At 34.4% G+C, this 25,317-nt stretch carries 22 protein-coding genes and 2 pseudogenes; 16 read left to right on the top strand and 8 right to left on the bottom strand.

Features of this window, described 5'->3' with window-relative positions; all coding sequences use genetic code 11:
• The first annotated feature begins 220 nt into the window (after positions 1 to 220).
• Together AB4865_RS08790 and AB4865_RS08785 are read left to right on the top strand one after the other, a co-directional pair.
• Positions 221 to 1,684 (top strand): aminoacyl-histidine dipeptidase, encoded by a 1,464-nt coding sequence (locus tag AB4865_RS08790; RefSeq protein ID WP_372472902.1) that lies wholly within the window; start codon positions 221 to 223, stop codon positions 1,682 to 1,684.
• An 85-nt stretch (positions 1,685 to 1,769) separates the two neighbouring features.
• The gene (locus AB4865_RS08785; RefSeq protein WP_372472901.1) at positions 1,770 to 3,398 is read left to right on the top strand and encodes an MFS transporter; all 1,629 of its coding nucleotides are present in this window, start codon (positions 1,770 to 1,772) and stop codon (positions 3,396 to 3,398) included.
• A gap of 70 nt (positions 3,399 to 3,468) precedes the next feature.
• On the opposite strand, the gene gldA is transcribed toward AB4865_RS08785, so the two are convergent.
• The 3 genes from gldA to AB4865_RS08770 all read right to left on the bottom strand — a co-directional run bounded on the left by gldA (position 3,469) and on the right by AB4865_RS08770 (position 8,002).
• The gene (gene gldA / locus AB4865_RS08780) at positions 3,469 to 4,365 is read right to left on the bottom strand and encodes a gliding motility-associated ABC transporter ATP-binding subunit GldA (RefSeq protein ID WP_372472900.1); all 897 of its coding nucleotides are present in this window, start codon (positions 4,363 to 4,365) and stop codon (positions 3,469 to 3,471) included.
• A 103-nt stretch (positions 4,366 to 4,468) separates the two neighbouring features.
• Entirely contained in the window at positions 4,469 to 5,851 is a 1,383-nt protein-coding gene (locus AB4865_RS08775) for an HmuY family protein (protein ID WP_372472899.1), read from the bottom strand.
• Positions 5,852 to 5,863: 12 nt separating this feature from the next.
• Complete coding sequence (locus tag AB4865_RS08770; RefSeq protein ID WP_372472898.1) at positions 5,864 to 8,002, bottom strand: TonB-dependent receptor plug domain-containing protein; 2,139 nt, start codon at positions 8,000 to 8,002, stop codon at positions 5,864 to 5,866.
• A gap of 234 nt (positions 8,003 to 8,236) precedes the next feature.
• On the opposite strand from AB4865_RS08770, the pseudogene AB4865_RS08765 reads away from it, so the two are divergent.
• The 8 genes and pseudogenes from AB4865_RS08765 to AB4865_RS08730 all read left to right on the top strand — a co-directional run.
• Positions 8,237 to 8,459 (top strand): annotated as a pseudogene (locus AB4865_RS08765) (IS982 family transposase); the annotation flags it as partial.
• Positions 8,460 to 8,513: 54 nt separating this feature from the next.
• Positions 8,514 to 8,652 (top strand): annotated as a pseudogene (locus tag AB4865_RS08760) (IS982 family transposase); the annotation flags it as partial.
• Between the two features lie 150 nt (positions 8,653 to 8,802).
• Entirely contained in the window at positions 8,803 to 9,663 is an 861-nt protein-coding gene (locus tag AB4865_RS08755) for a hemin ABC transporter substrate-binding protein (RefSeq protein ID WP_372472897.1), read from the top strand.
• Between the two features lie 126 nt (positions 9,664 to 9,789).
• Entirely contained in the window at positions 9,790 to 9,927 is a 138-nt protein-coding gene (locus AB4865_RS08750) for a hypothetical protein (protein WP_372472896.1), read from the top strand.
• A 131-nt stretch (positions 9,928 to 10,058) separates the two neighbouring features.
• A complete protein-coding gene (locus AB4865_RS08745) occupies positions 10,059 to 10,241 on the top strand; it encodes a hypothetical protein (protein ID WP_372472895.1) in 183 nt (60 codons plus the stop codon).
• On the top strand, positions 10,238 to 11,263 hold the full coding sequence (locus AB4865_RS08740; RefSeq protein WP_372474897.1) for a FecCD family ABC transporter permease: 1,026 nt from the start codon (positions 10,238 to 10,240) through the stop codon (positions 11,261 to 11,263). Before AB4865_RS08745 ends, AB4865_RS08740 begins: the two co-directional genes overlap by 4 nt.
• Positions 11,264 to 11,278: 15 nt before the next feature.
• A complete protein-coding gene (locus AB4865_RS08735) occupies positions 11,279 to 12,052 on the top strand; it encodes a heme ABC transporter ATP-binding protein (protein WP_372472894.1) in 774 nt (257 codons plus the stop codon).
• Between the two features lie 30 nt (positions 12,053 to 12,082).
• Complete coding sequence (locus AB4865_RS08730; protein ID WP_372472893.1) at positions 12,083 to 13,117, top strand: hemin-degrading factor; 1,035 nt, start codon at positions 12,083 to 12,085, stop codon at positions 13,115 to 13,117.
• A 313-nt stretch (positions 13,118 to 13,430) separates the two neighbouring features.
• Here the strand turns inward: AB4865_RS08730 and AB4865_RS08725 are convergent, their stop codons facing one another.
• The 5 genes from AB4865_RS08725 to AB4865_RS08705 are packed head-to-tail and all read right to left on the bottom strand — an operon-like array spanning position 13,431 to position 19,210.
• Positions 13,431 to 14,633, bottom strand: coding sequence for an NAD(P)-dependent oxidoreductase (locus AB4865_RS08725; protein WP_372472892.1), 1,203 nt, complete (start codon positions 14,631 to 14,633; stop codon positions 13,431 to 13,433).
• 12 nt (positions 14,634 to 14,645) lie between these two features.
• Positions 14,646 to 15,002, bottom strand: a complete 357-nt coding sequence (locus tag AB4865_RS08720; protein ID WP_372472891.1) for a hypothetical protein — start codon at positions 15,000 to 15,002, stop codon at positions 14,646 to 14,648.
• 43 nt (positions 15,003 to 15,045) lie between these two features.
• On the bottom strand, positions 15,046 to 15,735 hold the full coding sequence (cmk, locus tag AB4865_RS08715; RefSeq protein WP_372472890.1) for a (d)CMP kinase: 690 nt from the start codon (positions 15,733 to 15,735) through the stop codon (positions 15,046 to 15,048).
• A complete protein-coding gene (porQ, locus tag AB4865_RS08710; protein ID WP_372472889.1) occupies positions 15,735 to 16,745 on the bottom strand; it encodes a type IX secretion system protein PorQ in 1,011 nt (336 codons plus the stop codon). Before porQ ends, cmk begins: the two co-directional genes overlap by 1 nt.
• 35 nt (positions 16,746 to 16,780) lie before the next feature.
• The gene (locus tag AB4865_RS08705) at positions 16,781 to 19,210 is read right to left on the bottom strand and encodes a YfhO family protein (protein WP_372472888.1); all 2,430 of its coding nucleotides are present in this window, start codon (positions 19,208 to 19,210) and stop codon (positions 16,781 to 16,783) included.
• A gap of 188 nt (positions 19,211 to 19,398) precedes the next feature.
• On the opposite strand from AB4865_RS08705, the gene lipA reads away from it, so the two are divergent.
• The 6 genes from lipA to menD all read left to right on the top strand — a co-directional run bounded on the left by lipA (position 19,399) and on the right by menD (position 25,195).
• Positions 19,399 to 20,268: a lipoyl synthase gene (gene lipA, locus AB4865_RS08700; RefSeq protein WP_372472887.1), complete on the top strand. Its 870-nt coding sequence runs from the start codon at positions 19,399 to 19,401 to the stop codon at positions 20,266 to 20,268.
• An 81-nt stretch (positions 20,269 to 20,349) separates the two neighbouring features.
• Positions 20,350 to 21,390 carry a type I glyceraldehyde-3-phosphate dehydrogenase gene (gene gap, locus AB4865_RS08695; RefSeq protein WP_372472886.1) on the top strand — a complete coding sequence of 347 codons (1,041 nt, stop codon included), beginning with the start codon at positions 20,350 to 20,352 and terminating at the stop codon, positions 21,388 to 21,390.
• A gap of 67 nt (positions 21,391 to 21,457) precedes the next feature.
• A complete protein-coding gene (locus tag AB4865_RS08690) occupies positions 21,458 to 22,039 on the top strand; it encodes a PhnA domain-containing protein (RefSeq protein WP_372472885.1) in 582 nt (193 codons plus the stop codon).
• 27 nt (positions 22,040 to 22,066) lie between these two features.
• Positions 22,067 to 22,645 (top strand): glutathione peroxidase, encoded by a 579-nt coding sequence (locus AB4865_RS08685; RefSeq protein ID WP_372472884.1) that lies wholly within the window; start codon positions 22,067 to 22,069, stop codon positions 22,643 to 22,645.
• A 163-nt stretch (positions 22,646 to 22,808) separates the two neighbouring features.
• Complete coding sequence (locus tag AB4865_RS08680; RefSeq protein ID WP_372472883.1) at positions 22,809 to 23,093, top strand: hypothetical protein; 285 nt, start codon at positions 22,809 to 22,811, stop codon at positions 23,091 to 23,093.
• Positions 23,094 to 23,536: 443 nt separating this feature from the next.
• On the top strand, positions 23,537 to 25,195 hold the full coding sequence (menD, locus tag AB4865_RS08675) for a 2-succinyl-5-enolpyruvyl-6-hydroxy-3-cyclohexene-1-carboxylic-acid synthase (protein ID WP_372472882.1): 1,659 nt from the start codon (positions 23,537 to 23,539) through the stop codon (positions 25,193 to 25,195).
• Positions 25,196 to 25,317 lie beyond the last annotated feature (122 nt).

Below are 25,317 nucleotides of genomic sequence, written 5' to 3'. Positions count from 1 at the left end.
GGATTTTTTTTATTTTTCCACATTTTCCACTTCCAAATTTGTATAGCTATTTATGAATAAATTCATTACATTTGTAAAAATATCATAAGCTATGACTCCAATTACAAATATCAATCAATTAGATTTTAGCATGACTTATTCTTACGCTATTTTCTGAGAAATTCTCTCTATAAATAGGGAATTACAATAAAATAAAATAATAAACATCATAAAATAAAAAATGAATACAGATATTCAAAATTTAGAACCAAAGAGTTTGTGGAGTTATTTCGCAAATCTAAACGCTGTACCTCGTGCGTCTAAAAAAGAGGAAAGAGTGATTGCTTTTATGGTAGAATTTGGTAACGGATTGGGATTGCCGACTACTGTTGACGAAGTGGGAAATGTTTTGATTAAAAAATCAGCAACCGCAGGAATGGAAAATAGAAAAACGGTGGTTTTACAGTCGCATTTGGATATGGTTCATCAAAAAAACAACGATACCGAGTTTGATTTTGATACTCAAGGTATCGAAATGTTTATTGATGGCGATTGGGTAAAAGCAAAAGGCACTACTTTAGGAGCAGACAACGGAATTGGTGTTGCTACGATTATGGCTATTTTAGCTTCGACTGATATTCCGCATCCTGCAATAGAAGCTTTGTTTACTATCGACGAAGAAACGGGGATGACAGGTGCTATGGGATTGCAACCAGGTGTTTTAAGCGGTGATATTTTGTTAAACCTAGACACGGAGGAAGACGATGAATTGGACATCGGTTGTGCGGGTGGTGTAGATGTAACTGCCAAAGCCGAATATCCTGAGGAAGACACTCCTGAAAATTCGGTGGCTTATACCATCACTGTGAAAGGTTTAAAAGGTGGTCATTCGGGGATGGATATTCACAAAGGATTGGGGAATGCCAACAAAATTATGAACCGTCTTATTTTCAACGGTTTTGATGGTTTTGGATTACAAGTAGCAAGTATCAACGGAGGTAGTTTACGCAATGCGATTCCTCGTGAAAGTGTAGCCGAAGTAATCATTGCAGGTGTGTATGACGAGGCGTTTATCTTTGATATGCAACAAATTGTAAGAGAAATCAAAGAGGAATATGCGGTAACAGAACCAGAAATGCAAATTTTATTTGAACGCAAAGAAGAAGTTCCTGCAAAAGTAATGACTCCTGCAGCTCAATTTTATTTAGTAAGAGCCTTATACACAGCCCATAATGGTGTTTATAAAATGAGTGCAGCTTTTGACGATTTGGTTGAAACTTCAAACAATATTGCAAAAGTAAGAGTTGGTAATGGAGAATTGCAAATTCAATGTCTGACGCGTTCGTCTGTAGAATCATCAAAATTTGACTTGGCAAATTCTCTTCGCTCTGCTTTTGAATTGATGGGTTGTGAAGTAGAATTTTCAGGTTCGTATCCAGGTTGGGCTCCAAATCCTAATTCTTCTATCTTGAAAGTAATGAGAGAATTGTATCAAAAAATCAACGGAGAAGAACCAAGAGTTGTGGCTTGTCACGCAGGTTTGGAATGTGGAATTTTAGGTACACACTATCCTGAAATGGAAATGATTTCATTTGGTCCAAACATCAAAGGAGCTCACTCGCCAGAGGAAAAAGTACAAATTTCTTCGGTTCAAAAATATTGGAATTTTGTTTTACAAACATTAGAAAATATTCCTGTGAAGTAAACAATAAATAATCAACTTATAATTAAAATGTCCGAAAATTAATCAATTCAACTATTTTCGGACATTTTTTCTAATAGATAATTTTATGCAAAATCAAAACAAAACTTCATTGCTCAGTTCACTAAAATCCTTTAATGGGAATTTTTGGTTGGCTAGTTTTATGGAACTTATGGAACGCTGGGCGTGGTACGGAATCTTTGGATTGTTGGGACTGTACCTTGTAGCCTCTACAGACGAAGGTGGTCTTGGATTTAACCACATTCAAAAAGGGGCAATTATGGGAAATGTAACTGCTATCTTATATCTTTTACCCTTATTTTTTGGAGTAATTGCCGATAGAATTGGTTACAAACTATCCTTGGTCATTGCTTACACCATAATGATTGTTGGCTATTATCTCATGGGCGAAGTCAATACCTATTTCGGTATGTATATGATTTTCATGTTGGTAGCTATCGGAGCCGCATTTTTTAAACCTGTTGCCTCGGCAATCATTGCCCGAAACACCGACGAAACCACTGGTACTATGGGCTTCGGAATCTTTTACATGATGGTAAACATCGGAGGATTTGTAGGTCCTGCTGCTTCGTCGTATTTGCGTACACAATTTGGTTGGAAAATTATTTTTATTCAAGCAGCTGTGGTTATTGGTATCAATTTGCTGTTTGTACTTCTGTTTTACAAAGAACCCAAAATTGAAAAAACATACAAAACTCCTTTACTTACTGAACTGAAAAATTCGGTGCTAAATATTGTGAAAGCTTTGAAAGACAAAAAGTTAACTTTATTATTATTGTTGATGATTGGATTTTGGACAATGTTCAATCAATTGTTTTATACTTTACCCAATTTTATTGCCGATTGGATCAATTCTGCCGTAATAAGTGATTGGATCAATGCAAATCTTCCGTTTTTAGCCAATTTATTGACTGAAAATGGTCAAGTAAAACCCGAATGGTTTACCAATCTCGATGCCTTTATGATTATCTGTTTACAAGTAGCCATTTCGTATATGGTTATCAATTTGCCTCATATTAGTTCGATTATCAGAGGAGCTATCATTGCAACTATCGGAGTTTGTTTGACATTTTATTTCAACAATGTGTGGTTTTGTATCATCGGAACTATGATTTTTGCCATAGGAGAAATGATGAGTAGTCCTACCCTATCTTCGTTTATTGCAACGATTACTCCAAAAGGAAAAGAAGGATTGTATCAAGGAACCTACTTTTTGCCAGTAGCTGTAGGTAACTGGGTAACTGGTTTCATCTCAGGTGGTTTGTATCAAAAATGGTCGGATAAATTGTCGCTGTTGCAAACTGAAATGAATCGTCGAAATATCGCTATGCCTGAGGTTACATCAAAAGAAACTTATATAGAGGAAGCATCAAAGGTTTTGGGAATGAAAATTTCTGAATTTGAAAAAATGTTCGGATTAAAAAACGCCGATGTCAATTGGAAGGAAATTCCTACTAAAGTAAACGAATACGCACTTTCCATAGGAAAAAACACTTCATCATTGAATGTACCATTTACAAAAAGTGAATATTTTACTTTAGCCGAACAAAAATTACAATTATCACATTGGGAAATGACCGATATGCTTTGGGAACATTATCAACCGAATAAAATATGGTGGGTAATCCTTGGAGTAGGAATGGTTTCTATTATTTCGTTGATGATTTACAATAAATTTGTGGTTAAGAAGCAGTAAGTGTAATTTTTATATTATTTTCCAAAAAACAAGGGAATTGAATTTTATCGTTCAATTCCCTTGTTTACTTTCAGCTTGTTTTTTCTCTAAATATTTCTTCTAATTTTTTATTTTTCAAATTCATTGAAAGAATTTTTACATCCAATTCGATAGCAAAATCAAACAATTTTGATCGCATATCGTCCTTTGTAGAAAATACCAATTCCCATTCATTACCATGTACATTTTTCAATTGAATCAAATGTGGCAATTTTCCTAAGAATTGTTCTTCAATTTTCACATCAAATACTACTTCAACCGTCTGATTTTCTTCATTTTGCAGTAACTCTGTTAAAGAATAATTTGAAACTATTTCTCCTTTTTTGATGATAATCACTCGATTGCACATAGCCTCTACCTCTTGCATAATATGTGTAGAAAGAAAAACGATTTTGTCTTTTGCAATATTTTTGATCAACTGACGGATTTCTATCAATTGGTTAGGGTCTAATCCTGTGGTAGGTTCGTCCAAAATCAAAATATCAGGATTATGTAGCAAAGCACATGCAATACCAACACGCTGACGATATCCCTTTGATAGACTACCAATTTTCTTGTGAGCCTCTGGAGTCAGTCCTGTAATTTTGATTACTTCTTCTATCCTATTTTTGGAAACTTGATAAATATTTGCATTAAACTCTAAATATTCTCTTACATACAATTCTGTATAAAGCGGATTGTGTTCTGGTAAATATCCAATCGATTTATTGATAGACAAATCTTCAGTTCCCACTTTTTTTCCATTGATAAAAACTTCTCCATCCGTAGCCGAAATATATGAAGTCATTATTTTCATCAACGTAGATTTTCCTGCTCCATTAGGCCCAAGAAAACCTACGATTTCATTTTTATTTATGTCAAACGACACATTGTTCAATGCACGTTGCTCGCCATAAACTTTTGATATATTTTTTACCTGAATAGACATTTTCAAAAAATTATTTCACAAAAATACTAAAAATACTAAATAAAACATCGCCAAAGTATCAAGCATTTTGTTGAATACTTTGGCGATGTTTTTTTCATCGTTCTCACAACTTGCTATATTGCACTTTTGGATAACCTCTTTCGTTGGTGCTGTTTTGCATTTGAGTGATTTTCAATTTGTACACTGCTCCTTGTACATCTTTTACCACATAAAACACATCGAGATACAATTCCAAAGGTTGGGTATTTCGCCAACTCGCACCAATGGCTCTTTGGTCTTTGGCTTCGCTAGTTTGAAATTTACTTTGCTCTATTTGTGATGCTGTAAAAGAATTATACGAAACGCCATTTTCTTCTTTCACTTGATATGCGACTACCCCATTTTTATGATTGGAAAGTATCACATCTGAAAAGAAATACGAACCAAATCCTTCTACTTCGTTTGTAAAAGTGGAAAAACACAAATCCCATTTCGTTTTTTCTGGTTCTGCTGTTACGATTTGATTGTTTTGCAAACTAAAAAACGAGAAATTATGTGTGGTATTTTTTGGAATGGATACCTCTTGGTAAGTTGTACTACCCAATTCGGCATACAACAACTGATACCCATTAGCTGCTCGATTGATTTTTATTTTTCTCCACCCCCTTGCATCTCCTGCTACATTTACCGCTCCTGCCGAAGCTGGTGTTGTTGGAATTGCATTTCCTAAATTGAGCAAATACACTTTATTTTCATCTGCATTGGCTGAAATTTCTGCTATTGCTGTTTGTGAAATCGCTCCGTTGGGATGATCGACAAATGCCATATTCGACTCGAGGAATGTTCCTACTGCTACGGCTTCGTCAATGCTTACCATTTGTGTAATATCATTGGTATTCAATTGTTTTACAGCCATTTTCATACTATTATTTAGGATTACCCGGTATTCGTTTCCGCTGTAAAATCCTAAATCCCATTGGTCTCTTCGATAGCCTTTCTGACTATTGTCAGACAAGTCGATATACACTCGATTGGGTTGAGTAGAACCGCCAACTTCGGGGGCAATAACTCCACCAAGCGAACTCGACTCTGACAAAGAAATCTGGGTGGAAGTATTTCCTTGCACTTGATAAATTCCGTTAGAGGCAATACTCTGAATGGCAACTTTTACGCTACCTGTATTTGATGCGTTTTGTCTTACAAACTGAAAACTTACCGATTGTACTCCTGCTTGAAACGGCACTTGCAACGATTGATTATTTGCCGACGGAGCAGTGGTATAATCAGTTCCGTACACTGCATTCGTTTCAGTCAATGTCAAATGCAAAACACCTGCATCTGAAGTAGGTTTTGAAAACAAAATTTTCACTTCGGTGGTTTCTTGATTTGCATTTACCGACGGATTTTCAAAAGATACGGCAATGTTATTTTTTACCGAATTATCATCAGATTTACAACTAATTATTGTAGTTGCAATCAACGAACTAAGTATTATATAGTTTTTCATTGTATTGATGTTTTAAAAATTCAACTGATACTCCGCTTTTACAAAAAACGATGTTCCATACCCCATTGCCATAGCATTTCCACCGCCACTATGACCGATATTAGCAGGTAATTGTGTACGAATACTCTTGATATTCAATAAATTCCTTGCTCCTACGGTAAACCACAATTTATCGTTTAAATATTTTTTGGTAATCGAGGCATCGAGCCAAGTAAACGGAGCGGTTTCGGCCTGTTTATATACAGGTTGATTGTTTTCGTCTGTATTCAACACATATTGTGGTTGTTTGCCTTGGTGTTTGAAATACACTGCCCATTGTGTTTGGGTCAATGGTTCTTTATAAACAAATTTTGCATTGGCTTGATAGGTAAACAAATAATCCGTTTCTGTGGCTACTTGCCCCATAGATAATTGTTGCGAAATCCCCAACAAAGACAATCCTGCGTGAACCTCTCCCCTACTGAAAATCAATGAATTTTCGAGTGTAGTATTCCACATATTGTAGTTATCGATATTGATGTATTTAAACTGCCAAGTGGGATTTACTCCTACCAACGCCATTGAAATTCTGTCTTTTACACTAATGTAAGACGAAGTAATTTGCGAACGAAAAGGTTTGTAAAAATCGTCATTCCACTGATGTTTTACATTCAACTCTACCGATAAACTTTGCTCTGGTGTCAAATTTTTGTTCCCTTCCAAATGGTGATTACTATCTATAAAATAGGTGTACATTTCGGTAAAATTTGGCGTTCGATACGATTTCCCCAATCCCAAACGAAACTCTGTAAAAGCATTCATTCCATATCGAGTACCCAACGAAATGGAATATTGATTGTCAAATCTCGACTGAAACGAATACCTTGCTCCAGGTCGTACCGTCCATTTTTCGGTAGGTTTGTATTCCAAAACACTGTAAACATCATAATTTTCAAATCGTGCATTTACATCAATCAATTGATTGTTATCATTGCGAAAAAGACCAGATTTTCCCGAGGCAAACGACTGCTGATTGACCAATTCATATCCCACTTGCAAGGCATATTTTTCCGAAGGAATAAAATTGGAAAGTTGTCCTGTGGAATATAAAATCTCTGTTTGTTCGTAGGTATTTCTATCAAAATTTTGCTTCTGTTTTTCAGAAAAAAAATATTGATAATCCTCAAAATCACGAGTTTGTTTTTGATATGAAATCGATAGATTATAATCTGCATTTCCCAACAATTTTCCATTGGTATTTACATGATGATACATTCTGTGTGTAAGATAATTTCGGTCATCTGCCAATAAAATGGGATCGAAGGGATAATTGTCTTGTTGTTTGACAATGGAATTGTGAAATTGTATTCTTTCAGTGAAATAATCCGCCTTATAAAACCATTTTGATTTTTCGGTTGTATAAGAAGCCAACGCGTTGATTGTAGTAATTTTTTTCGGCAACCATTCAAAACCTCGTTCTTTATTTTCCTCAATATCAATTCCCGAGTGATTGTCAGCCAAATATCCTAAAAAATGATTGCGACTTCCCCCAAAAGACACAAACCATTTGTCTGAAAAATTTCTTGAAATTTTCAAATTCTGAATGTGTTTTCCCTTGTCAAACCACGCATATTCCTTTCCGACAGTTTCCTCTATAATCGAAGTATTGATTTGCCAATTAGTCGAAATTTTCCTTTTGGTTACGATATTGATGATTCCAGAAACCGCATTAGCACCGTGTGTTACTCCCATACTACCTTCCACAATTTCAATGCGTTCCACATCATTTAGATTGATTTGGGTTAAATCGATGGCATTTCCCACACCCGAATCGCTAACCATAGGTACATTGTCCACCAAGATTTTCAAATATTGACTGTCCAATCCAAACAATGCTACCGTTGAACGCCCCTGCCCAGTATTGGGCATCACATTGATTTTCAGGTACTGATTGAGCACATCACCCAAGTGATTAGCCGCCTGATTTTGAATATCCTCACTACTGATTATACGAACATTATGCACCGTTTTTTTCAACGATTGCGGTTCGATTTGTGTAGAAATAATAATTTCGTCCAACACTTCACTTTCGTCCTCCATCAATTCCTCTTGAGCAAAAGAAATCATTGGCACCGAAAGCAAACTCATCAATATAAAGGGGTTTTTGTTCATTTTTATAAAGAATATTTTTTTCGATTGCAAAGATAAAGAAATTTTATTTATTCTAAATTGTTTTATAAAAATGTTTTTGATATAAAATAATCCGAAAAGAGTATATTTAACCTGTTGTGCATTATGAAATAATTAAAAAAAGTTATTCATTTAACTGAAAATCTGTATATTTAGTTCGCCAAAACAAATCAAAAATGAACAACTTAGGACAAATCGAAGATTCAACAAAGTTAAATATACGAAAGAATTTTAGAAGTTTTAAAAAAGTTTTTCCCTCATCAGCTTTTACCTTATCAAAGGAGAAAGCCAAAAATGAGTGATTTATAACTTGTGAGTTTGAATTTAATTGTTGAACATTTAAGTATTGATAGTGAAATGCAGTTGTTTAGAAAACTACCTAATTTTTTAAAAACCAACATAATAAAGGAGTATTTACAACAAAAGAAAACGAAATCTTTTTTATCATATAAATCCATTATCTTGGGTATAAATTACTCATTATCTGTTCTGTAGAAGAAATTATCCAAAATCATTCAACAGTTTTAAAACACGAATTATCAGTAAAATAACTGCTATAGCCTTAATTCAATACATTAACAAAATTTGTATTAAAAAAGGAAATAAATAAAATTAAAGCAAGTATAATTTAAAATGCACAACGGATTAATTTACAAAAGGACTGATTCAACTTGTAAATGTATTATTAAACACAGACAACTTTATTTATTCTAAATTGCTTTTTTATTAAAAATTATTCTATATTTGCACACGAAATTTTAATCTAATTAATCTAAATAATAATGAAAAAAGTAATCGTAATGATGGCAATCGCTGCTGTTGCTTTCACAAACTGTAAAAAAGAAAATGGTAACACTTCTAACTCTGAAACCGAACAATTGGTTAGCAATCAAAGAATTGTATCATTAAACGGGGCGGTAACTGAGGTATTGGCTAAAATCGGTGTGGCTAATCAAATTGTTGGGGTAGATGTTACAAGTACTTATCCAGAAAATATTAAAGAAACCGCACAAGATTTGGGACATGTAAAAAAAATTGCAGTTGAAGCGATTCTACAACTCAAACCTACTTTGGTTATCGGAACTTCTACGGATTTTGAACCAGAAATGGAAGAACAATTGAAAAATGCTGGTGTTGAAACCTTAATTATTGACCAAGAATTTACAGTAGATGGCACAAAAAAATTGATTGCAAGTGTGTCTGAAAAAATGAATTTCAAAAGTACTCAAGAACTTTTTGATTCTATTGATAATCAAATTGCATCTGTAAAAATATCAGAAAACAAACCCAAAGTGTTGTTTATCTATGCGCGTGGTGCAGGTATGCTAATGGTTGCAGGAAAAGGTACTCAATTACACAACATAATAGAGTTGGCTGGTGGTGAAAATGCAGCTGCAGCTATTGAAGATTTTAAACCATTGACTCCAGAGGCGTTATTGACCAACAATCCAGATGTGATTTTGATGTTCGACAAAGGTTTGGAAAGTGTAGGAGGTATAGACGGAGTACTGAAAATCGAAGGTATTGAAGCTACAAACGCTGGAAAAAACAAAAAAATCATCTCAATGGATGGACAATTTTTATCAGGATTTGGACCAAGATTGGGGGAAGCTGTTGTTGAGTTGAATAAGTTGTTACAGTAAAATATTATAAAATTATCTACATAGAAAAAATAGAAGTAATTGAAAAATCTGTAACTTTACAGAAAAAAGATTATGAATGTTATTGCATTGAAAGGAAAAATCAGTTTTACACAATATTAAATGGCTGTGAAAACCCTTGAAAATATTGGTATTGAAGTTTCTGAAGATTTTACAAATCAAATTTTTCTTTCACAAGAAGAAAAAATAAAACTTCAAAAAGGACTTGATAATTTCGAAAACGGAAAATTTCATACACATCAATAGGTAATGGCTGAAATTGATGAATTATGGAAATAATTTGATCATAACAAACAATACAAGATTTAAAGACATTCTCCAATTCTGGAAAGAATATACAGGTAATAATTCCTATTCACAAAAAAAATCAAGAACTCGTGAATCAGGAAATGTATTTTATTTCACATTTTCCAGAAATCCATCCAATTACAGATTTTCAACAACTTAGAAGAACTTTGATATTAAAAAAATTTAGTTTGTTTTTCTATGTTTATTCTGAAAATAATACGATTAGAATCGTTCGTTTTTGGGACAATAGACAAAATCCAAAAGATTTATAATGAACAAAATAAACAGCTATAAAATAGTATTTTACATACTATTGATTATCGCATTTGCATCTTCGTTATACTTAGGTGCTTATGATTTTGACCAATCAATGATTCAAAGTGTAAAAAACTATTTTTCTACTGGTCAGCATACGCCCGATTCGTATGTATTAATCGAATTGCGTATTCCAAGAATATTGATGGCAATATGCACAGGAGCAGGATTGGCAATCGCAGGTACGAGTATGCAGGGATTGTTTAAAAATCCATTGGCTACTCCAGATTTGATTGGTATCACCTCTGGAGCAGTTCTATTTGCGGCATTGACCATTGTTTCTGGGGCTAGTATGATGAAAGTTTTACCCTCTTTTGTCAAATATTCTCTGTTGAGTATTATGGCATTTATTGGAGCATTACTTACTATGATTTTTGTGTATCGCATGGCAACAAGTAGAGGAAAAACGCATATTCTCATTTTACTCTTATCCGGAGTAGCGATTTCGGCTATGGCTGGTGCTGTTACTGGTTTTTTAACCTACCTTTCTACCGAAGACGAATTGCGAGATATTACTTTTTGGTCATTGGGAAGTATGGCAGGAACCAATTGGTGGAAAGTACTAATTGTAGCCACTGTGGTAATCATCGGTTCGCTTTTTTTAATAAACAAAGGAAAGACACTCAACGCTTTACTTTTGGGGGAAAAGGAAGCATCTCATTTGGGATTTGATGTTGAAAAAACCAAAAAACACATCATCATTGCAGTTGCTTTTATAGTGGGAACTATTGTGGCATTTAATGGTACTATTGGTTTTATTGGATTGGTAGTACCGTATATTTTGCGATTTATTTTTCGATCGGATTACAAAATTTTACTACCACTTTCAATGCTTTTAGGAGCAGTAGTTATGCTTTTGGCAGATACTATCAGTCGTATCATCGTACTCCCTGCCGAATTGCCTGTTGGAATCCTTACCGCATTGATGGGAGCTCCCGTTTTTATCGCTATTCTGATAAATTATAAGAGAAAAATGTAATACCCCCTATCAGTTATGCTAAAAATCATAAATTTACATTTCAAAATAAACAATAAATCTTTGTTAGATTCGCTTTCAATTGACATTCAACCAGGCGAACTCATAGCGATTATCGGTCCTAATGGTGCTGGAAAATCCACTTTTCTCAGTGCTTTGGCTCAGGAAATAGATGCTCAATGGGAGGATTATTCCTTTAAAAACAAAAACATTTCCCTATATTCAAAAAAAGAAATGCCTTTACATAGGGGAAAATTTTCTCAACATCAATCTTCTGAAATCAATCTAAAAAACAACGAGATTGTACTCATGGGACGTTATCCTTATTTCAATCATTTGCCAAATGAAAAAGATTTACAAATTGTTGATTATTGGATGCATCAAACAGAGACCGCTCACCTACTCGACCGTGAATACGAACAGCTATCCGGTGGTGAAAAACAACGATTGCACTTAGCGAGAGTTTTTGCTCAGCTCGACAACGAAGTTGAAAACAAATTACTTTTGCTGGATGAACCCTTGAACAATCTCGACATTACGCATCAGTTCAATACGCTACAACTCATCAAAGAGTTTACAAGAAAAAATCACACAGCATTGGTAGTTTTGCACGATTTGAACATTGCAACCCAATTTGCCGACCGATTAATATTGCTAAATAATGGAAAAATTGATAGTTTTGACACTGCAGAAAAAGTTCTGACTCAAGAAAAAATTTCAAAAGTGTATAAATATCCTTGTAATATTATTCACCATCCAAAAACTCAACAACCTATTATTGTGTTTGGGTAAATCTTTAAAAAATATAAAAACAAAAATACAATGAATTCCAACGAATTAAAACAAAAATGGGAGGCTCTCAAAGCTGAACAACCTCATCTTAGAATTAGAAATGCTGCTCAAACATTAGGAGTTAGCGAAGTGCAATTATTGGCTACCAACATCGGAAATGGTGTCACTCGATTGACCAATAATTTTAAAGAATTATTGTTAGAAATCGAATCGTTGGGCAAAGTGATGGCACTAACTCGCAACGAAGAATGTGTACACGAACGAAAAGGTGTGTATCAAAATCCTGATTTCAAATCGCCTCATGCACATATATTTGTTGGCGAAGACATAGATTTGCGTATTTTTCCATCGCATTGGGCAAAAGCCTTTGCTGTTGAAGAAGAAAACGCTCGTGGCACTTCAAAAAGTATTCAGTTTTTTGGAAAAGACGGAGAGGCAATTCACAAAATTTACCTTACTCCTGACAGTAATCACGAACAGTTTGAAGTTTTAGTAAAAAAATACTCAGCCGAAAATCAAAGCTCCGATGAAAGCGTAGAAACTATCGTACCAAATCTCGATGAAAAACCTGATAATGAAATAGATGTAGCTGGTTTTCAGAAAGAATGGCAAGAGCTAAAAGATACTCACGATTTCTATTTATTGTTGCGAAAATATGGGATAACTCGTACCCAGGCATTGCGTTTGGCTCCATCCGAGCATTTTGCAAAACAGATAGACAAAAATTGTATCGTAACCATGTTGGAAGAAGCTGCAGCTACACAAACGCCGATTATGGTATTTGTTGGCAACAGAGGTATGATCCAGATTCACACAGGGGAAATTCACAAAACTCTATGGCATCACAATTGGTTCAATGTAATGGATCCTGATTTCAACTTGCATTTAGATATGACCCCAATTGCTTCTACTTGGATTGTACGCAAGCCAACTGAAGATGGCGAGGTTACAGCAATAGAAGTGTATAACGAAATGGGCGATATTATCGTACAATTTTTCGGAAAACGCAAACCAGGTCTTCCAGAATTGGAAAGTTGGAAACAGATTATTGCAAAAATTTCATAAATCGTTTTTCCCACATAGGCGGATTACTTATGTAATTCGCTTTTTTTATTTTTTGGGCATGCCACTCGCATTTTTTACGATACACTTTCCGCTATCGCTATAAGATGTATCGAAAAAAAAAGCTTCGTGTCGGATGTTCGTCAGTCGCTTTTTGCAACCTCGCTATCGCTCGGTAGTAAAAGAGCTCCAACAAATACCTCACCCCCTCACGCAAAAAATCGTTGCCAATTGATTATTTTTTCAAAGAAAAAAGAGACTGCCCTTTTCGGACAGTCTCTCTTCATTATTAACGCAAAAATATATAAATTATGAACTACATTGCTACATAATCAGATAGGTATTCAAATTTTGGAGTCAACTTACCATTTTCACAAATAGTAGCTCTCTCCAAAACGTTATCTTTATCTCCATTAAAAAACGCAGGAATAATTTTTTCTAAAAATACCAAACCAAATCCCTCGCTTGCATCTCGAGGAAGCTCACAAGGAAGATTGTCCACAGCCATTACTACTACAGCTGCCGGATGTTCTACAACAACTTCTTTATGCTCACGTGGATAATATCCGTAAATTGGCTCAGCTATCGTTGACGGACGCAATGTACATGCAATAGGTCCATCAATATCACAAGAAACATCCGCAACCACTTTGATTTGATTGTAGGGATTATTGAGCATTTCTCGTGTCAATATATTTGGCGAACCTTCCTTATAAAAATGTCCTGCAATAAAAATGTCAGCTACATTGGCAAATTTTTCAAAATCACTTTCATATTCAGATGGATTGGCTTTAAAATCAGCTCTACTTCCTTCTTTTCCATCTTTTCTACGGTTGTAATCCGTTACATCAATTTGCACATATACAGGTTCGTCGTATTCTTTTGTTAGGAAATCTTCAATCGATACTTGTCTCATTTTCATATCGTCAAGCACCTCTTTTGCTCCCATTCCCACTTTTCCTGTCCCTGTCAAAACTACTTTGATAGGAGGCAACAAATTCGGTCTTCTCAAGCGTTCAATCAAGTCGGCTTTTGACTTCAAAGTTTCTGCCTTTGCTATGTTAAACAATTCGTACTTGATACCAAAAGCCCTAAATCCGTTATACGCTCCAACAATACCAGCATAACGACCAAACCCTATCAATCGCGTTCCTTTTTCGTCAACCAAAGTTTCATGGTCTATCAATCGAATGTTTCGTTCTAAACAAGTTTGCAACAACTTTTTATTATACGGTTGTTTTTTGATGGTATGAGAAAAAAATAAATACGTCTTATTAGGTATTAAATCAGCAATTGGTACTTCTTTTACTCCCAACAATACGTCACAATCAGATAAATCTTCCGTTACTTCAAAACCCAATTTTTCGTATTCTGCATCTTCAAATACACGAATAGGCGAAGTCTGAACTTTAAAACTCGCTTGTGGATATTGTTTTCTAAAATTGTCTAATTGTTTGGGCGAAAAAACCACTCGTTTATCAGGTGGGTTTTTCCCTTCTCTAATGATTCCAAATTTCATACGCTCAATAGATTATAAACTATAAATTCCTTTATGATTGATGATAAAATTTTTCCAAAAACCTTTTAATTTGAATTGTAGTTCTTCCCAATGAGTGTTTTCTATTCCACTTACTTTAAATGTATTTTCGTCTGTTTTTTCAATAGAGAATAAATATTTTGCATTTTCTCCATTTTCTACCTCTCCTTTGTTACTAAATAATCTCGGTGAAGTGAAATCTGAAGCTTTGATAATTACTTCATCAAAATCACACCCTTCGATGCAAATCATTCGTACATCTTCTGTGGTATTTTTAAATTGTATTTCAAATGATTGTGCATTTACCAATGATGTACATCCTAATAATGCGGTTAGTATAATTTTTTTCATATTGTTTTGTATTTTTAATTCTTTGCAATATACTAAATTTATTTTACAATTTTATTTTTTCTATTGACAATTGATAAATTTTTTCTAATTGTTCGTCCATCGTCAAATGCGAATTGTCTATTTCCACCGCATCTAATGCTTTTTTCAAAGGTGAAACTTTTCTCATAGCATCGATTAAATCTCTTTCTGTAAGATTTTTCAATACGGCTTCATATTCCACCTTCTCCCCTTTTGCTATCAATTCTTCATAGCGTCTCTGAGCTCTGATTTCGGGTAAAGCGGTCATAAACAGTTTCAACTCTGCATCGGGAAAAACCACTGTTCCTATATCTCTTCCATCCAAAATCACTCCTTTGTTTTTTCCCATTTCTTTTTGTTGATCAACTAAAAATGAGCGTACTTCGGCTATTTCAGCCACTTTACTTACATAGTTAGAAACGTTTAACGTGCGAATTTCATTTTCAATACATTTTCCATTGAGATAAATTTCCGACACTTGACTTTCAACATTGTATTCAAAATGCAATTGAATGTTTTTCAACTGATTGACTATTTCTTCTATATCAAAATATTTTTCCGAAATTAATTGATGTTCCAAGGCAAAATAAGCAACTGCTCGATACATTGCTCCTGTGTCTATATAACTATAATTGAGTTTTTTTGCCAATTGTTTTGCTATCGTACTTTTTCCTGTGGATGAAAATCCGTCAATGGCAATCGTTATTTTTTTCATTATAATTTCATTGTTAATCCTACAAAATTTGAATTTCCTGCTCGGGTAACTCTTCCGTGAGAATAGTCAAATGTCATTTTTTTCAATTTTAAAGAAAATCCAAATGATAATCCTGCAAAGCTTCGTTGCTCGAGAATTTTCATCTCTTCTCCTCGTCTAAAATTGTAAGAAACCCTTGCATTAAATTTCTTATTTGTAAACAATTCTGCACCAATTATTATATGTCGCAATAAATGATCGTGCCACTGTATCGTTTCTTCAGTTACAACTCCGTCCAAACCTACACTCGAACGATTGGGATTGGGAAATCCTATTTTGTATTTCTGCAAATTGTCTAATGTCAAATGCCAACGGATAGGCACATTTTCCAATTGTTTTGAAATTCCTGCAATCACAATAAATGGCATATTTTCAGTTTCGTTTTCAAAAGATTTCAACTGAAATCCGATATTCCTAAACGTCAATCCTACATTCCATCCTGTATCTGGATTGAAATATAAACCTCCGATATCAGCGGCTACAGCCCACGAATTGTATTGTTCGATCGTTGAAGATATTCCTTTCAAATTGGCTCCTACATAAAAATTACTGTCCTGAATTCTATACGAAAAACCTGTAGTCAAGGCTATATCTGATGCCGAAAAACTCTGAGTTTTTTGCCCTTGTTCATTATACCCATCCATCGAACCATAATTGAGGTAAATCACCCCAACCTGTATATTGCGGTCTCTTTCAAAATTATGTGCATACGATGCTGCCCCCATATTGACAGCACCGTACAAATTTCCATAACTCAATTGCAAAACTCCCGACATATCGTCTGACAAAGACGCAGGATTGTACAATACTTGATTGGGATTGGAACCTGTGTGTGTCACATTGTTGCCTCCCAATGCGTTTTGATACGGTGTTGCCGGAATATTTAGAAAATCATAAATATTCCTATCCATAGATTGTGATACCATCAATTGCGGTAACATCATTCCGGCTACTATTGCGATTTTTTTCATTTTCAAATTCTATTAATTTAAGCAGTTTGGGTGTCTTATTTAGCTGTCCCAACACATCTGGTAGGTCTAAAGCCTAAAGCCAATAACCCAATTACAAACAACAAAGATACGATAGAAAATATCAATGCAATGGTACTTCCTGTTTTAATTACTTCGGGTTCAAATTTGAATGTAACCGTGTGAGTTCCTGCTGGAATTGGCAAAGCTTTCAAGGTGTGGTTTACTTCCAACATTTCTACTGGTTGATTATCAATTGTGATTTGCCAACCTTTTGGATAATAATTTTCCGCAAAAACTGCCAATCCGTCGTTGGTATTTTGTGTTTTGTAAACCAATTCATTCGGTAGATTTTTAACCATTTGAATATTTGCTAAACTATCTACTGCGTACGAATTTTTCAAACCGTTAGCAAATTTCTTTTCAACTAAGGCTGTTTTTTTCGAATCAAATGATTTCATTTTTTGCATTAGTTCATCAGCATTGTTTACCGTTTTTACTTCCGAAACAAACCACGCATTACCATTGGCATCTTCATTTAGCATAGGCAACAAACCTTGTTCTTGAGGAACAAAAATGTATTTTACATTGTACATATTCAAGATTTCGGCATTATCATTTTGCAATTGATAATCCATCAATTCCTGAACTTTCTTTGGCTTAGCGGCATGATACCCTCCAAAATTTTGATAAAAATATGAAGCTGAAGCACTGTTGAACATTCCTTTGGCATCAAATACCCTAAAATGCGTTGTGTCTTGTTTGAGCATCTCATCAGCTGGTGAAAATCCATTTTGGAAAGGATTTTTCATAATGTGAACCGCAACAAAATTTTCATTGTTTACATATTGTTTATCAATCATCACCAAATCTACGACAGCCAGTAAACCTAAGACAATTGCACCGTATTTTTTCAATCCTTCATTTTTGATTGCAACAAATAAAATTCCTCCAGAAATAGCAACGAAAACGAAAGTTCGTAATAAATCATTCAAATACATTGACTTTCTATCGGCTATCAAATTTTCGACAAAACGATAACCGTCTTCTCCTAACATTTGGGCATAATATCCATCGTTTGCACTTTGAAAATTTGAAGTAACATATCCTAAAATCAACAAGATAAAAATTCCTCCAAAAGAAATTGCTGTTTTTTTCAAGGCTTCTTTTTGCTCTTCTGAATGGCTTTCAAAATAGGCTTTCAACCCCAAAACTGCTAAAACAGGAATACACAATTCGGCAATCACTTGAATCGATGCAATTGCTCGAAATTTGTCGTACATTGGCAAATAATCAATCAATAAATCTGTCAAAAAGAAGTGCTTTCCCCATGATAAAACAATGGAAACTACTGCCCCTGCTAAAAAGGCATATTTGATTCTTCGCTTTTCGATATATAAGCCTAAAATCGCTAAAAATACCACTACCGCTCCGATATACGCAGGTGCCGCCACGATAGGTTGAGCTCCCCAATAGGTTGCTGCATTTTCTGAAAAATCCTTTGCAAATTCTGGGTCGTATTGTGCTAAAAATTTGTACGAATTGGAGTTGGTTCCGATGTTTTCGTGATTGGCTCCTCCTGTAACTTTGGACGAAACCAAATTCAATGTTTCAAAAATTCCATAGCTATATTCTGTAATGTATTCCCTTGACATTACATTGGAATTTTCCTTTGGAGAACCATCAGGATTTAGGGTTAATTCACTGGTACTACGCGTACTAAATTTCGCATATTCGCTAGTTGCCATCAAGTTGGTTGCATTGACACCCACTGCCAAAATTGCAGCGATTGACAAAATACCAATTCTTTTGATATAAGGCACAAATTGTTGATTTTTAATAGCTTTCAAAGTGAAAAATCCGATGAGAATGGCAATAAGAAACAACAAATAATAGGTCATTTGAAAGTGATTTGCCTGAATTTCCAAGGATGCTCCGAAAAATGCAATGATTCCACCCAACCATAAATTTCGCTGAAACACCCAAACAATTCCTGCAATCAACAAAGGCATGTAGGCAATTGCATGAGCTTTGGCGTTGTGTCCGGCTCCGATGATGATAATCAAATAAGTAGAAAATCCGAAGAGCAAAGCACCGATAAAAGATTGCAACGGTTTTACCCTCAAACTGCACAACAACACATAAAATCCGATAAAATACAAGAATAAATAATCGGCAGGGCGTGGCAAAAATCGCAATACACTATCTACTTTTTTGATGTAATTGTGCGGATATTTTGCCCCCAATTGATAAGTAGGCATACCACCAAAAGCACTGTTGTTCCAATAACTTTCCTCTTGAAATACTTCACGATGTTCGTTGGTTTCACGAGCCATTCCAATGTATTGAACGATATCGTTTTGAAAAATTTCTTTCCCTTGCAAAACAGGATAAAAATAAATCAACGATACCAAAATAAAACCTAAAAAGGCAATAATATGTGCAAAATACGGTTTGAGTTTTTCCATTGAAAAAATTTTTTCGCTAAAGTAAAAGATATTATTAAAAAATTCTACTATTTCTCTAAAAAAAACAATTTTGTGGAAGATTTTTTCAACCGAATTATAAATTTTCATTCAAAAAATTTTATTCGTAATCAAGAACTATTTATCATAAACTTTTTCACTATCTTTGCAAGAACTTTTGACTTAAATCAATGGAAACAACAGTAGAAAACAAACCAATCACCAACAAGCCAAAATGGTTGCGTGTAAAATTGCCAACAGGAAAAAAATACACCGAATTGCGTGGATTGGTCGATAAATATAAATTACATACCATTTGTACCTCGGGAAGCTGCCCAAATATGGGCGAATGCTGGGGCGAAGGGACAGCTACTTTTATGATTTTGGGCAATATCTGTACGCGTTCGTGCGGATTTTGTGGTGTAAAAACCGGAAGACCTGAAACCGTAGAATGGGACGAACCCGAAAAAGTGGCTCGTTCTATTAAGTTGATGAATATCAAACATGCGGTGATTACTTCTGTAGATAGAGACGACCTAAAAGATGGTGGTTCTATCATTTGGGCAGAAACAGTAAAAGCCATTCGTCGCATGAGTCCAGAAACTACATTAGAAACATTAATTCCAGATTTTCAAGGTATTGAAAGAAACATAGACCGTATTTTGGAAGTTGCCCCAGAGGTGATTTCTCACAATATGGAAACTGTGCGTCGTCTGACTCGTGAAGTACGTATTCAAGCAAAATATGACCGTAGTTTGGAAGTTTTGAGATATTTGAAAGCCAATGGTGCTCATCGTACCAAATCGGGAATTATGTTGGGATTAGGTGAAACCGAAGAGGAAGTCATCCAAACGATGAAAGATTTGCGTTCGGTAGATTTGGATGTCATAACCATAGGACAATATTTGCAACCAAGTAAAAAACACTTGCCTGTAAAAGAATTCATTACACCCGAGCAATTTAAAAAATACGAAGAAATTGGTTTGGATTTAGGATTCAGACATGTAGAAAGTGGAGCTTTGGTTCGCTCGTCTTACAAAGCACAAAAGCATATATTATAATCCATAAATGTTTTACAATAGTACACACCACGCTACCCATTTGAACAGCGTACCAGGGTGTGTCTTTTTTTATTAGAATCTATGAAAATAAAAATCGCTATCAACGGATTTGGGAGAATAGGAAGAAACCTCTTCAGATTGCTGATCAATCACACCGAAATAGAAGTAGTTGCAATTAATGATTTGGCCCCCACCTCCACTATGGCTCATTTGCTAAAATACGACAGTGTACACGGAAAATTATCTCAAAATATTTCTTTTACAGAGGAATATTTAATCGTAAATGATCTAAAGATTCCATTTTTGCACCAAGCAGACGTTTCTAAAATCAACTGGAAACCTTTTGATGTAGATTTTGTAATAGAATGCACAGGAAAACACAAGACCACTGCCCTACTCGCTAATCATTTACAAAATGGGGCAAAACAAGTAATATTGTCGGTTCCGCCTGAAGATAAAGAGATAAAAACGGTAGTTTTGGGAGTAAATGAACACATTTTAGACGGAAGCGAAACCATCGTTTCTAATGCCAGTTGTACCACCAACAATGCCGCTCCAATGATAAAGATTATCAAAGAATTATGTGGATTGGAAACTGCCTTTATTACTACGGTTCATTCTTATACTACTGATCAAAGTCTGCACGATCAACCACATAAAGATTTGCGAAGAGCCAGAGCCGCAGTACAGTCGATTATTCCAACTACAACAGGAGCTGCCAAGGCGTTGACAAAAATTTTTCCAGAATATGAAGGAAAAATTGGAGGTGGTGGCATTAGAGTTCCCGTTCCCGATGGTTCACTTACAGATATTACCTGTTATGTATCCAAATCGACAACAGTAGAAGAAATCAATCAAGCATTTGAAAACGCTTCGAAAAACGAATTGAAAGGTATTTTGGAATATACTTCTGACCCAATAGTTTCGGTAGATGTGTTGGGAAATAGTCATTCCTGCGTTTTCGACGCTCAATTGACAACCGTATTGGATAGAATGGTAAAAATCGTAGGTTGGTACGACAACGAAATCGGATATTCTTCCCGATTAATTGATTTGATTATTCATTTAAACAAAACAAACTCAAATATTCAAAAAAATAATTGTAATATAGTGAAAAACTGAACAAATATACTTTTGCATACTAATGGTATTTTCAGTAATTTCGCTTGAATTTAAAATATATTAAAAAATGAAACTGATAGATAAATTAATAGAAAGAAGTGGTAATCAATGCGAATTGTGTGGAAATAAAGAAAATTTAGCCATATATAATGTACCACCTGCGGCAAGTAACGAGGCTGATAAAGACATTTATATTTGTGAAACTTGTGCAGATCAAATCGAAAAAAGAGCCGAATTAGACGCGAATCATTGGCAATGTTTATCAAACTCTATGTGGAGTGAGTTTCCTGTCGTTCAGATAGTTAGTTGGCGTATGCTCAATCGTTTTAGAAACGAAAGTTGGGCAGCCGATTTATTGGATATGATGTATTTAGACGACGAAAGTTTAGAGTTTGCAAAATTGACAGGCGACCACGAAGGCGACGGAAGTATTGCGCTACACAAAGATTGTAATGGAAATATTTTAGTAGCAGGTGATACGGTAACGCTTATCAAAGATTTGGACGTAAAAGGTTCGACATTAAACGCAAAAATTGGTACCGCTGTAAGAAATATTCGATTGGTACACGACAACACAGAACAAATCGAAGGGAAAATTGACGGACAAATGATTGTGATTTTAACGAAATATGTGAAGAAGCAGTCGTAGACACAAAATCTTTTAATCTAAAAAACTATGAAAAAACTAACCATATTATCATTTGCTGTACTATTAGGATTTTCTGTAGTTCAATGCAAATACAACCAACCTACAACGATAAATACTATGCAACATACCAACAGTATTCACAAATTTTCGGTAAAAACGATCGAAGGAAAAGAAATCAATTTATCGGATTTAAAAGGAAAAAAATTGATGATTGTCAATACAGCTTCAAAGTGCGGTTTAACACCTCAGTTTGAGGAATTAGAAAAATTGTACCAATTATACAAAGACAAAAATTTTGTTGTCATTGGTTTTCCGTCAAATGATTTTATGGAGCAAGATCCAGGTAGTAATGAAGAAATTGTAGAATTTTGCCAAATCAACTATGGAGTTTCATTCCCTATGATGGAAAAAATAGTAGTAAAAGGAGAAAACCAAGCACCATTGTATCAGTTTTTAACAGACAAATCTCAAAATCTTATCAATGGAGATGAAATTGTATGGAATTTTCAAAAATTCTTAATTAATGAAAACGGTAGAGTTGTGAAAACTATTCACCCTAAAACATCACCTTTAGACAAAGAAATTATTGAGTGGATTGAAAATTGATTCAAAAAGGAATTGTAGAATTGAATTCCGTATTTGATGGGAAAAGAATTAAGAAAATGAGAAAAAATTATCATTCCGACGAAAGGAGAAATCTTTTAGATAATTTGAAAATTTTGATATTCCTACATCAAGAGCAACCTTTGAGAATTAAAAAAATAAAAAAATGAAAAAGATACTTTTAAGTCTATCGTTTTTAGTAAGTTCAATAACATTTGGACAAGTGAAAATTGAAAAAGTTTCAGATCAAACAATTAATTTTATTTCCTATAAAATTAATTGTTGGGGATACAATGCTAAAACAGATGAAGCTAAACAATATAATATTGATAAAACCATTGCATTTATTGCCGAAATTAATTATGAGGGGATAGATTTAGGTAAATATATAATCAAGCATTATAGATATTTATCAAATAATAGTGAAACATATAGTTTAGAGGTAACCTAAATTTCTCCATGCTTCAAAACTAAAGAACTTTCATCAGAGGTTTTACTTGCACTAACAAAAACAAACAATTGGAATTTGATCACAACTGATATTGAAGAAAATATTTGTAGAGACCATAAAAGTATTCCGCTATTTAAAAAATAAAACCATAAATATGTTTTAAATAGTTTAGCAGACGGAAAAATTAAATTGATTCTGTATAAAATTGACTCTGAACAATTTTCAACTTCTCAAAAGAATATAAAGATCTCATAATTAACTTCTGAGAAGTTTGTTGTAGATAAATTTTTACATATGGAAAAGATGAGTAAAATCTATATCTAACATTTTCTCAATGTAATAATGTATGAATATCTGTGCAATCTGCGAGAGAACCTCAAACAGCCAAAGGCTTTAAACGCACTTAGTGTTCAAACGAGCGAAGCTCTTAAACTAAAATATCAATGATTCCTGAAATACCTTTAGCACAGAGTATTTTGCAAATACTCAAAGCCTATCAAATCAAACATATCGTGATTTCTCCAGGTTCGAGAAACGCACCGCTCACTATAGGTTTTGCTTCAGACAAAGCCTTTCAGTGTTATAGCATAGTGGACGAACGCTGTGCAGGTTTTTTTGCTTTGGGAATCGCCCAACAAACCAAAGAACCTGTGGTGTTGGTATGCACTTCAGGTTCGGCTGTGTTGAATTATCATCCTGCCATTGCAGAAGCATTTTATAGTCAAATTCCGTTGATTGTACTATCGGCAGACAGACCGTTGGACAAAATCGACATTGGCGACGGACAAACCATTCGTCAAGAAAATGTGTTGGCAAATCACACGGTATATGATGTGAACCTCACCGCCGATGCCTCGCAACTAAACGATGATTTGATTCAAAAAGCATTGCACGAATGTATGTATAAAAAAGCACCAGTGCATATCAATGTGCCTTTTGAAGAACCTTTATATAATACTTTAAGTAACTACACTTATACTCCTAATATACAAATTTATATACACGATAAAATTACTCCTATACTCGATAAAAATATCGTAAAAAAATGGACTTCATCAACTAAAAAAATGGTGTTGATAGGAGTACACCCCCCCCATGAAATTTCTGATGAAATGATAAAGAAATTGGGAGAAGATAACTCTGTTTTGGTTTTTACTGAAATTACGAGCAATGTTCATCATCCAAATTTCATCAGTCATATCGACACCTTGATTGCGAGTTTTACCGACGAAGAAAAAAAGGAATTTTGCCCTGATATTTTAGTAACGATGGGTGGAATGGTGATTTCAAAACACATCAAAAAGCTGCTGAGAAATTTACCCATCAAAGAGCATTGGCACATAGACGAATTACGTCATTACGATACTTTTTCAAAATTGACCGATGCTATTGAAATGCAACCTGAACAATTTTTACAACAAGTTTATAAGGAAAATCATTCAATAGAAAGTCATTATCAATCGATTTATATTGAAAAATTGAAGAAAAAAGTTGAAAAAGGAAAAAAATATTTAGAAAACATTCCTTTTTCTGATTTGAAAGTTTTTGAATTATTATCAAAACATTTGACTTCGAATATAGATTTACAAATCAGCAATAGTGCAGGTATTCGATATGCTTTGTTGTTTGATTTTCAGAAAAATATACAAGTGTTTTGCAACAGAGGAACATCAGGTATCGACGGCTCAACTACCACAGCAATCGGAGCAGCAGTCGCATCCAACAGACCAACGACCTTGATTACAGGAGATATTAGTTTCTTTTACGATAGCAATGCTTTATGGAATCAATACATACCTAAACATTTCAAAATCATATTGGTAAACAATAGCGGCGGTGGAATTTTTAGAATATTACCTGGACATCAAGAAAGCGAAGTATTCAAAACCTACTTTGAAACATCGCACAATCTCACGGCAAAACATTTAGCAGAAATGTATAATTTTCAATATATTACAGCCAAAAACGAAGAAGAAGTTATCAATGGAATTTCGACCATTTATCAAACAGAACAACCGATAATTTTGGAAATTTTCACTCCAGAAAAAATCAATCAAGATATACAACGAAATTATTTTAAAAGTGTTAAGGGGGATTTTTAGGTTTTATGTTTTTCCCTCTCAGTAGAGGGGATATAGGAGAGAAACTATCCTCTTAAATAAGAGTGAAACGAACGGATTGTCAATGATTTATTAAAAAAATCTCTGCACCTCCGTGGTAAAAA

The sequence above is a fragment of the Capnocytophaga sp. ARDL2 genome, from assembly GCF_041530365.1.
Lineage (GTDB): Bacteria > Bacteroidota > Bacteroidia > Flavobacteriales > Flavobacteriaceae > Flavobacterium.
Note: the sequence above shows the minus strand (reverse complement) of the source record. Positions and strands in the feature narration are given on the sequence as shown.

Bases quoted from the DNA above. Each gene is read 5' to 3' on its own strand.
- AB4865_RS08720 (WP_372472891.1), bottom strand. From the start codon at position 15,002: ATGAAAAAAATTATACTAACCGCATTATTAGGATGTACATCATTGGTA.
- lipA (WP_372472887.1), top strand. From the start codon at position 19,399: ATGGAAACAACAGTAGAAAACAAACCAATCACCAACAAGCCAAAATGG.
- AB4865_RS08770 (WP_372472898.1), bottom strand. From the start codon at position 8,002: ATGAACAAAAACCCCTTTATATTGATGAGTTTGCTTTCGGTGCCAATG.
- AB4865_RS08725 (WP_372472892.1), bottom strand. From the start codon at position 14,633: ATGAAATTTGGAATCATTAGAGAAGGGAAAAACCCACCTGATAAACGA.
- gap (WP_372472886.1), top strand. From the start codon at position 20,350: ATGAAAATAAAAATCGCTATCAACGGATTTGGGAGAATAGGAAGAAAC.
- AB4865_RS08705 (WP_372472888.1), bottom strand. From the start codon at position 19,210: ATGGAAAAACTCAAACCGTATTTTGCACATATTATTGCCTTTTTAGGT.
- AB4865_RS08755 (WP_372472897.1), top strand. From the start codon at position 8,803: ATGAAAAAAGTAATCGTAATGATGGCAATCGCTGCTGTTGCTTTCACA.
- AB4865_RS08775 (WP_372472899.1), bottom strand. From the start codon at position 5,851: ATGAAAAACTATATAATACTTAGTTCGTTGATTGCAACTACAATAATT.
- cmk (WP_372472890.1), bottom strand. From the start codon at position 15,735: ATGAAAAAAATAACGATTGCCATTGACGGATTTTCATCCACAGGAAAA.
- AB4865_RS08690 (WP_372472885.1), top strand. From the start codon at position 21,458: ATGAAACTGATAGATAAATTAATAGAAAGAAGTGGTAATCAATGCGAA.
- AB4865_RS08735 (WP_372472894.1), top strand. From the start codon at position 11,279: ATGCTAAAAATCATAAATTTACATTTCAAAATAAACAATAAATCTTTG.
- AB4865_RS08730 (WP_372472893.1), top strand. From the start codon at position 12,083: ATGAATTCCAACGAATTAAAACAAAAATGGGAGGCTCTCAAAGCTGAA.
- gldA (WP_372472900.1), bottom strand. From the start codon at position 4,365: ATGTCTATTCAGGTAAAAAATATATCAAAAGTTTATGGCGAGCAACGT.
- AB4865_RS08680 (WP_372472883.1), top strand. From the start codon at position 22,809: ATGAAAAAGATACTTTTAAGTCTATCGTTTTTAGTAAGTTCAATAACA.
- menD (WP_372472882.1), top strand. From the start codon at position 23,537: ATGATTCCTGAAATACCTTTAGCACAGAGTATTTTGCAAATACTCAAA.
- AB4865_RS08790 (WP_372472902.1), top strand. From the start codon at position 221: ATGAATACAGATATTCAAAATTTAGAACCAAAGAGTTTGTGGAGTTAT.
- AB4865_RS08685 (WP_372472884.1), top strand. From the start codon at position 22,067: ATGAAAAAACTAACCATATTATCATTTGCTGTACTATTAGGATTTTCT.
- porQ (WP_372472889.1), bottom strand. From the start codon at position 16,745: ATGAAAAAAATCGCAATAGTAGCCGGAATGATGTTACCGCAATTGATG.
- AB4865_RS08785 (WP_372472901.1), top strand. From the start codon at position 1,770: ATGCAAAATCAAAACAAAACTTCATTGCTCAGTTCACTAAAATCCTTT.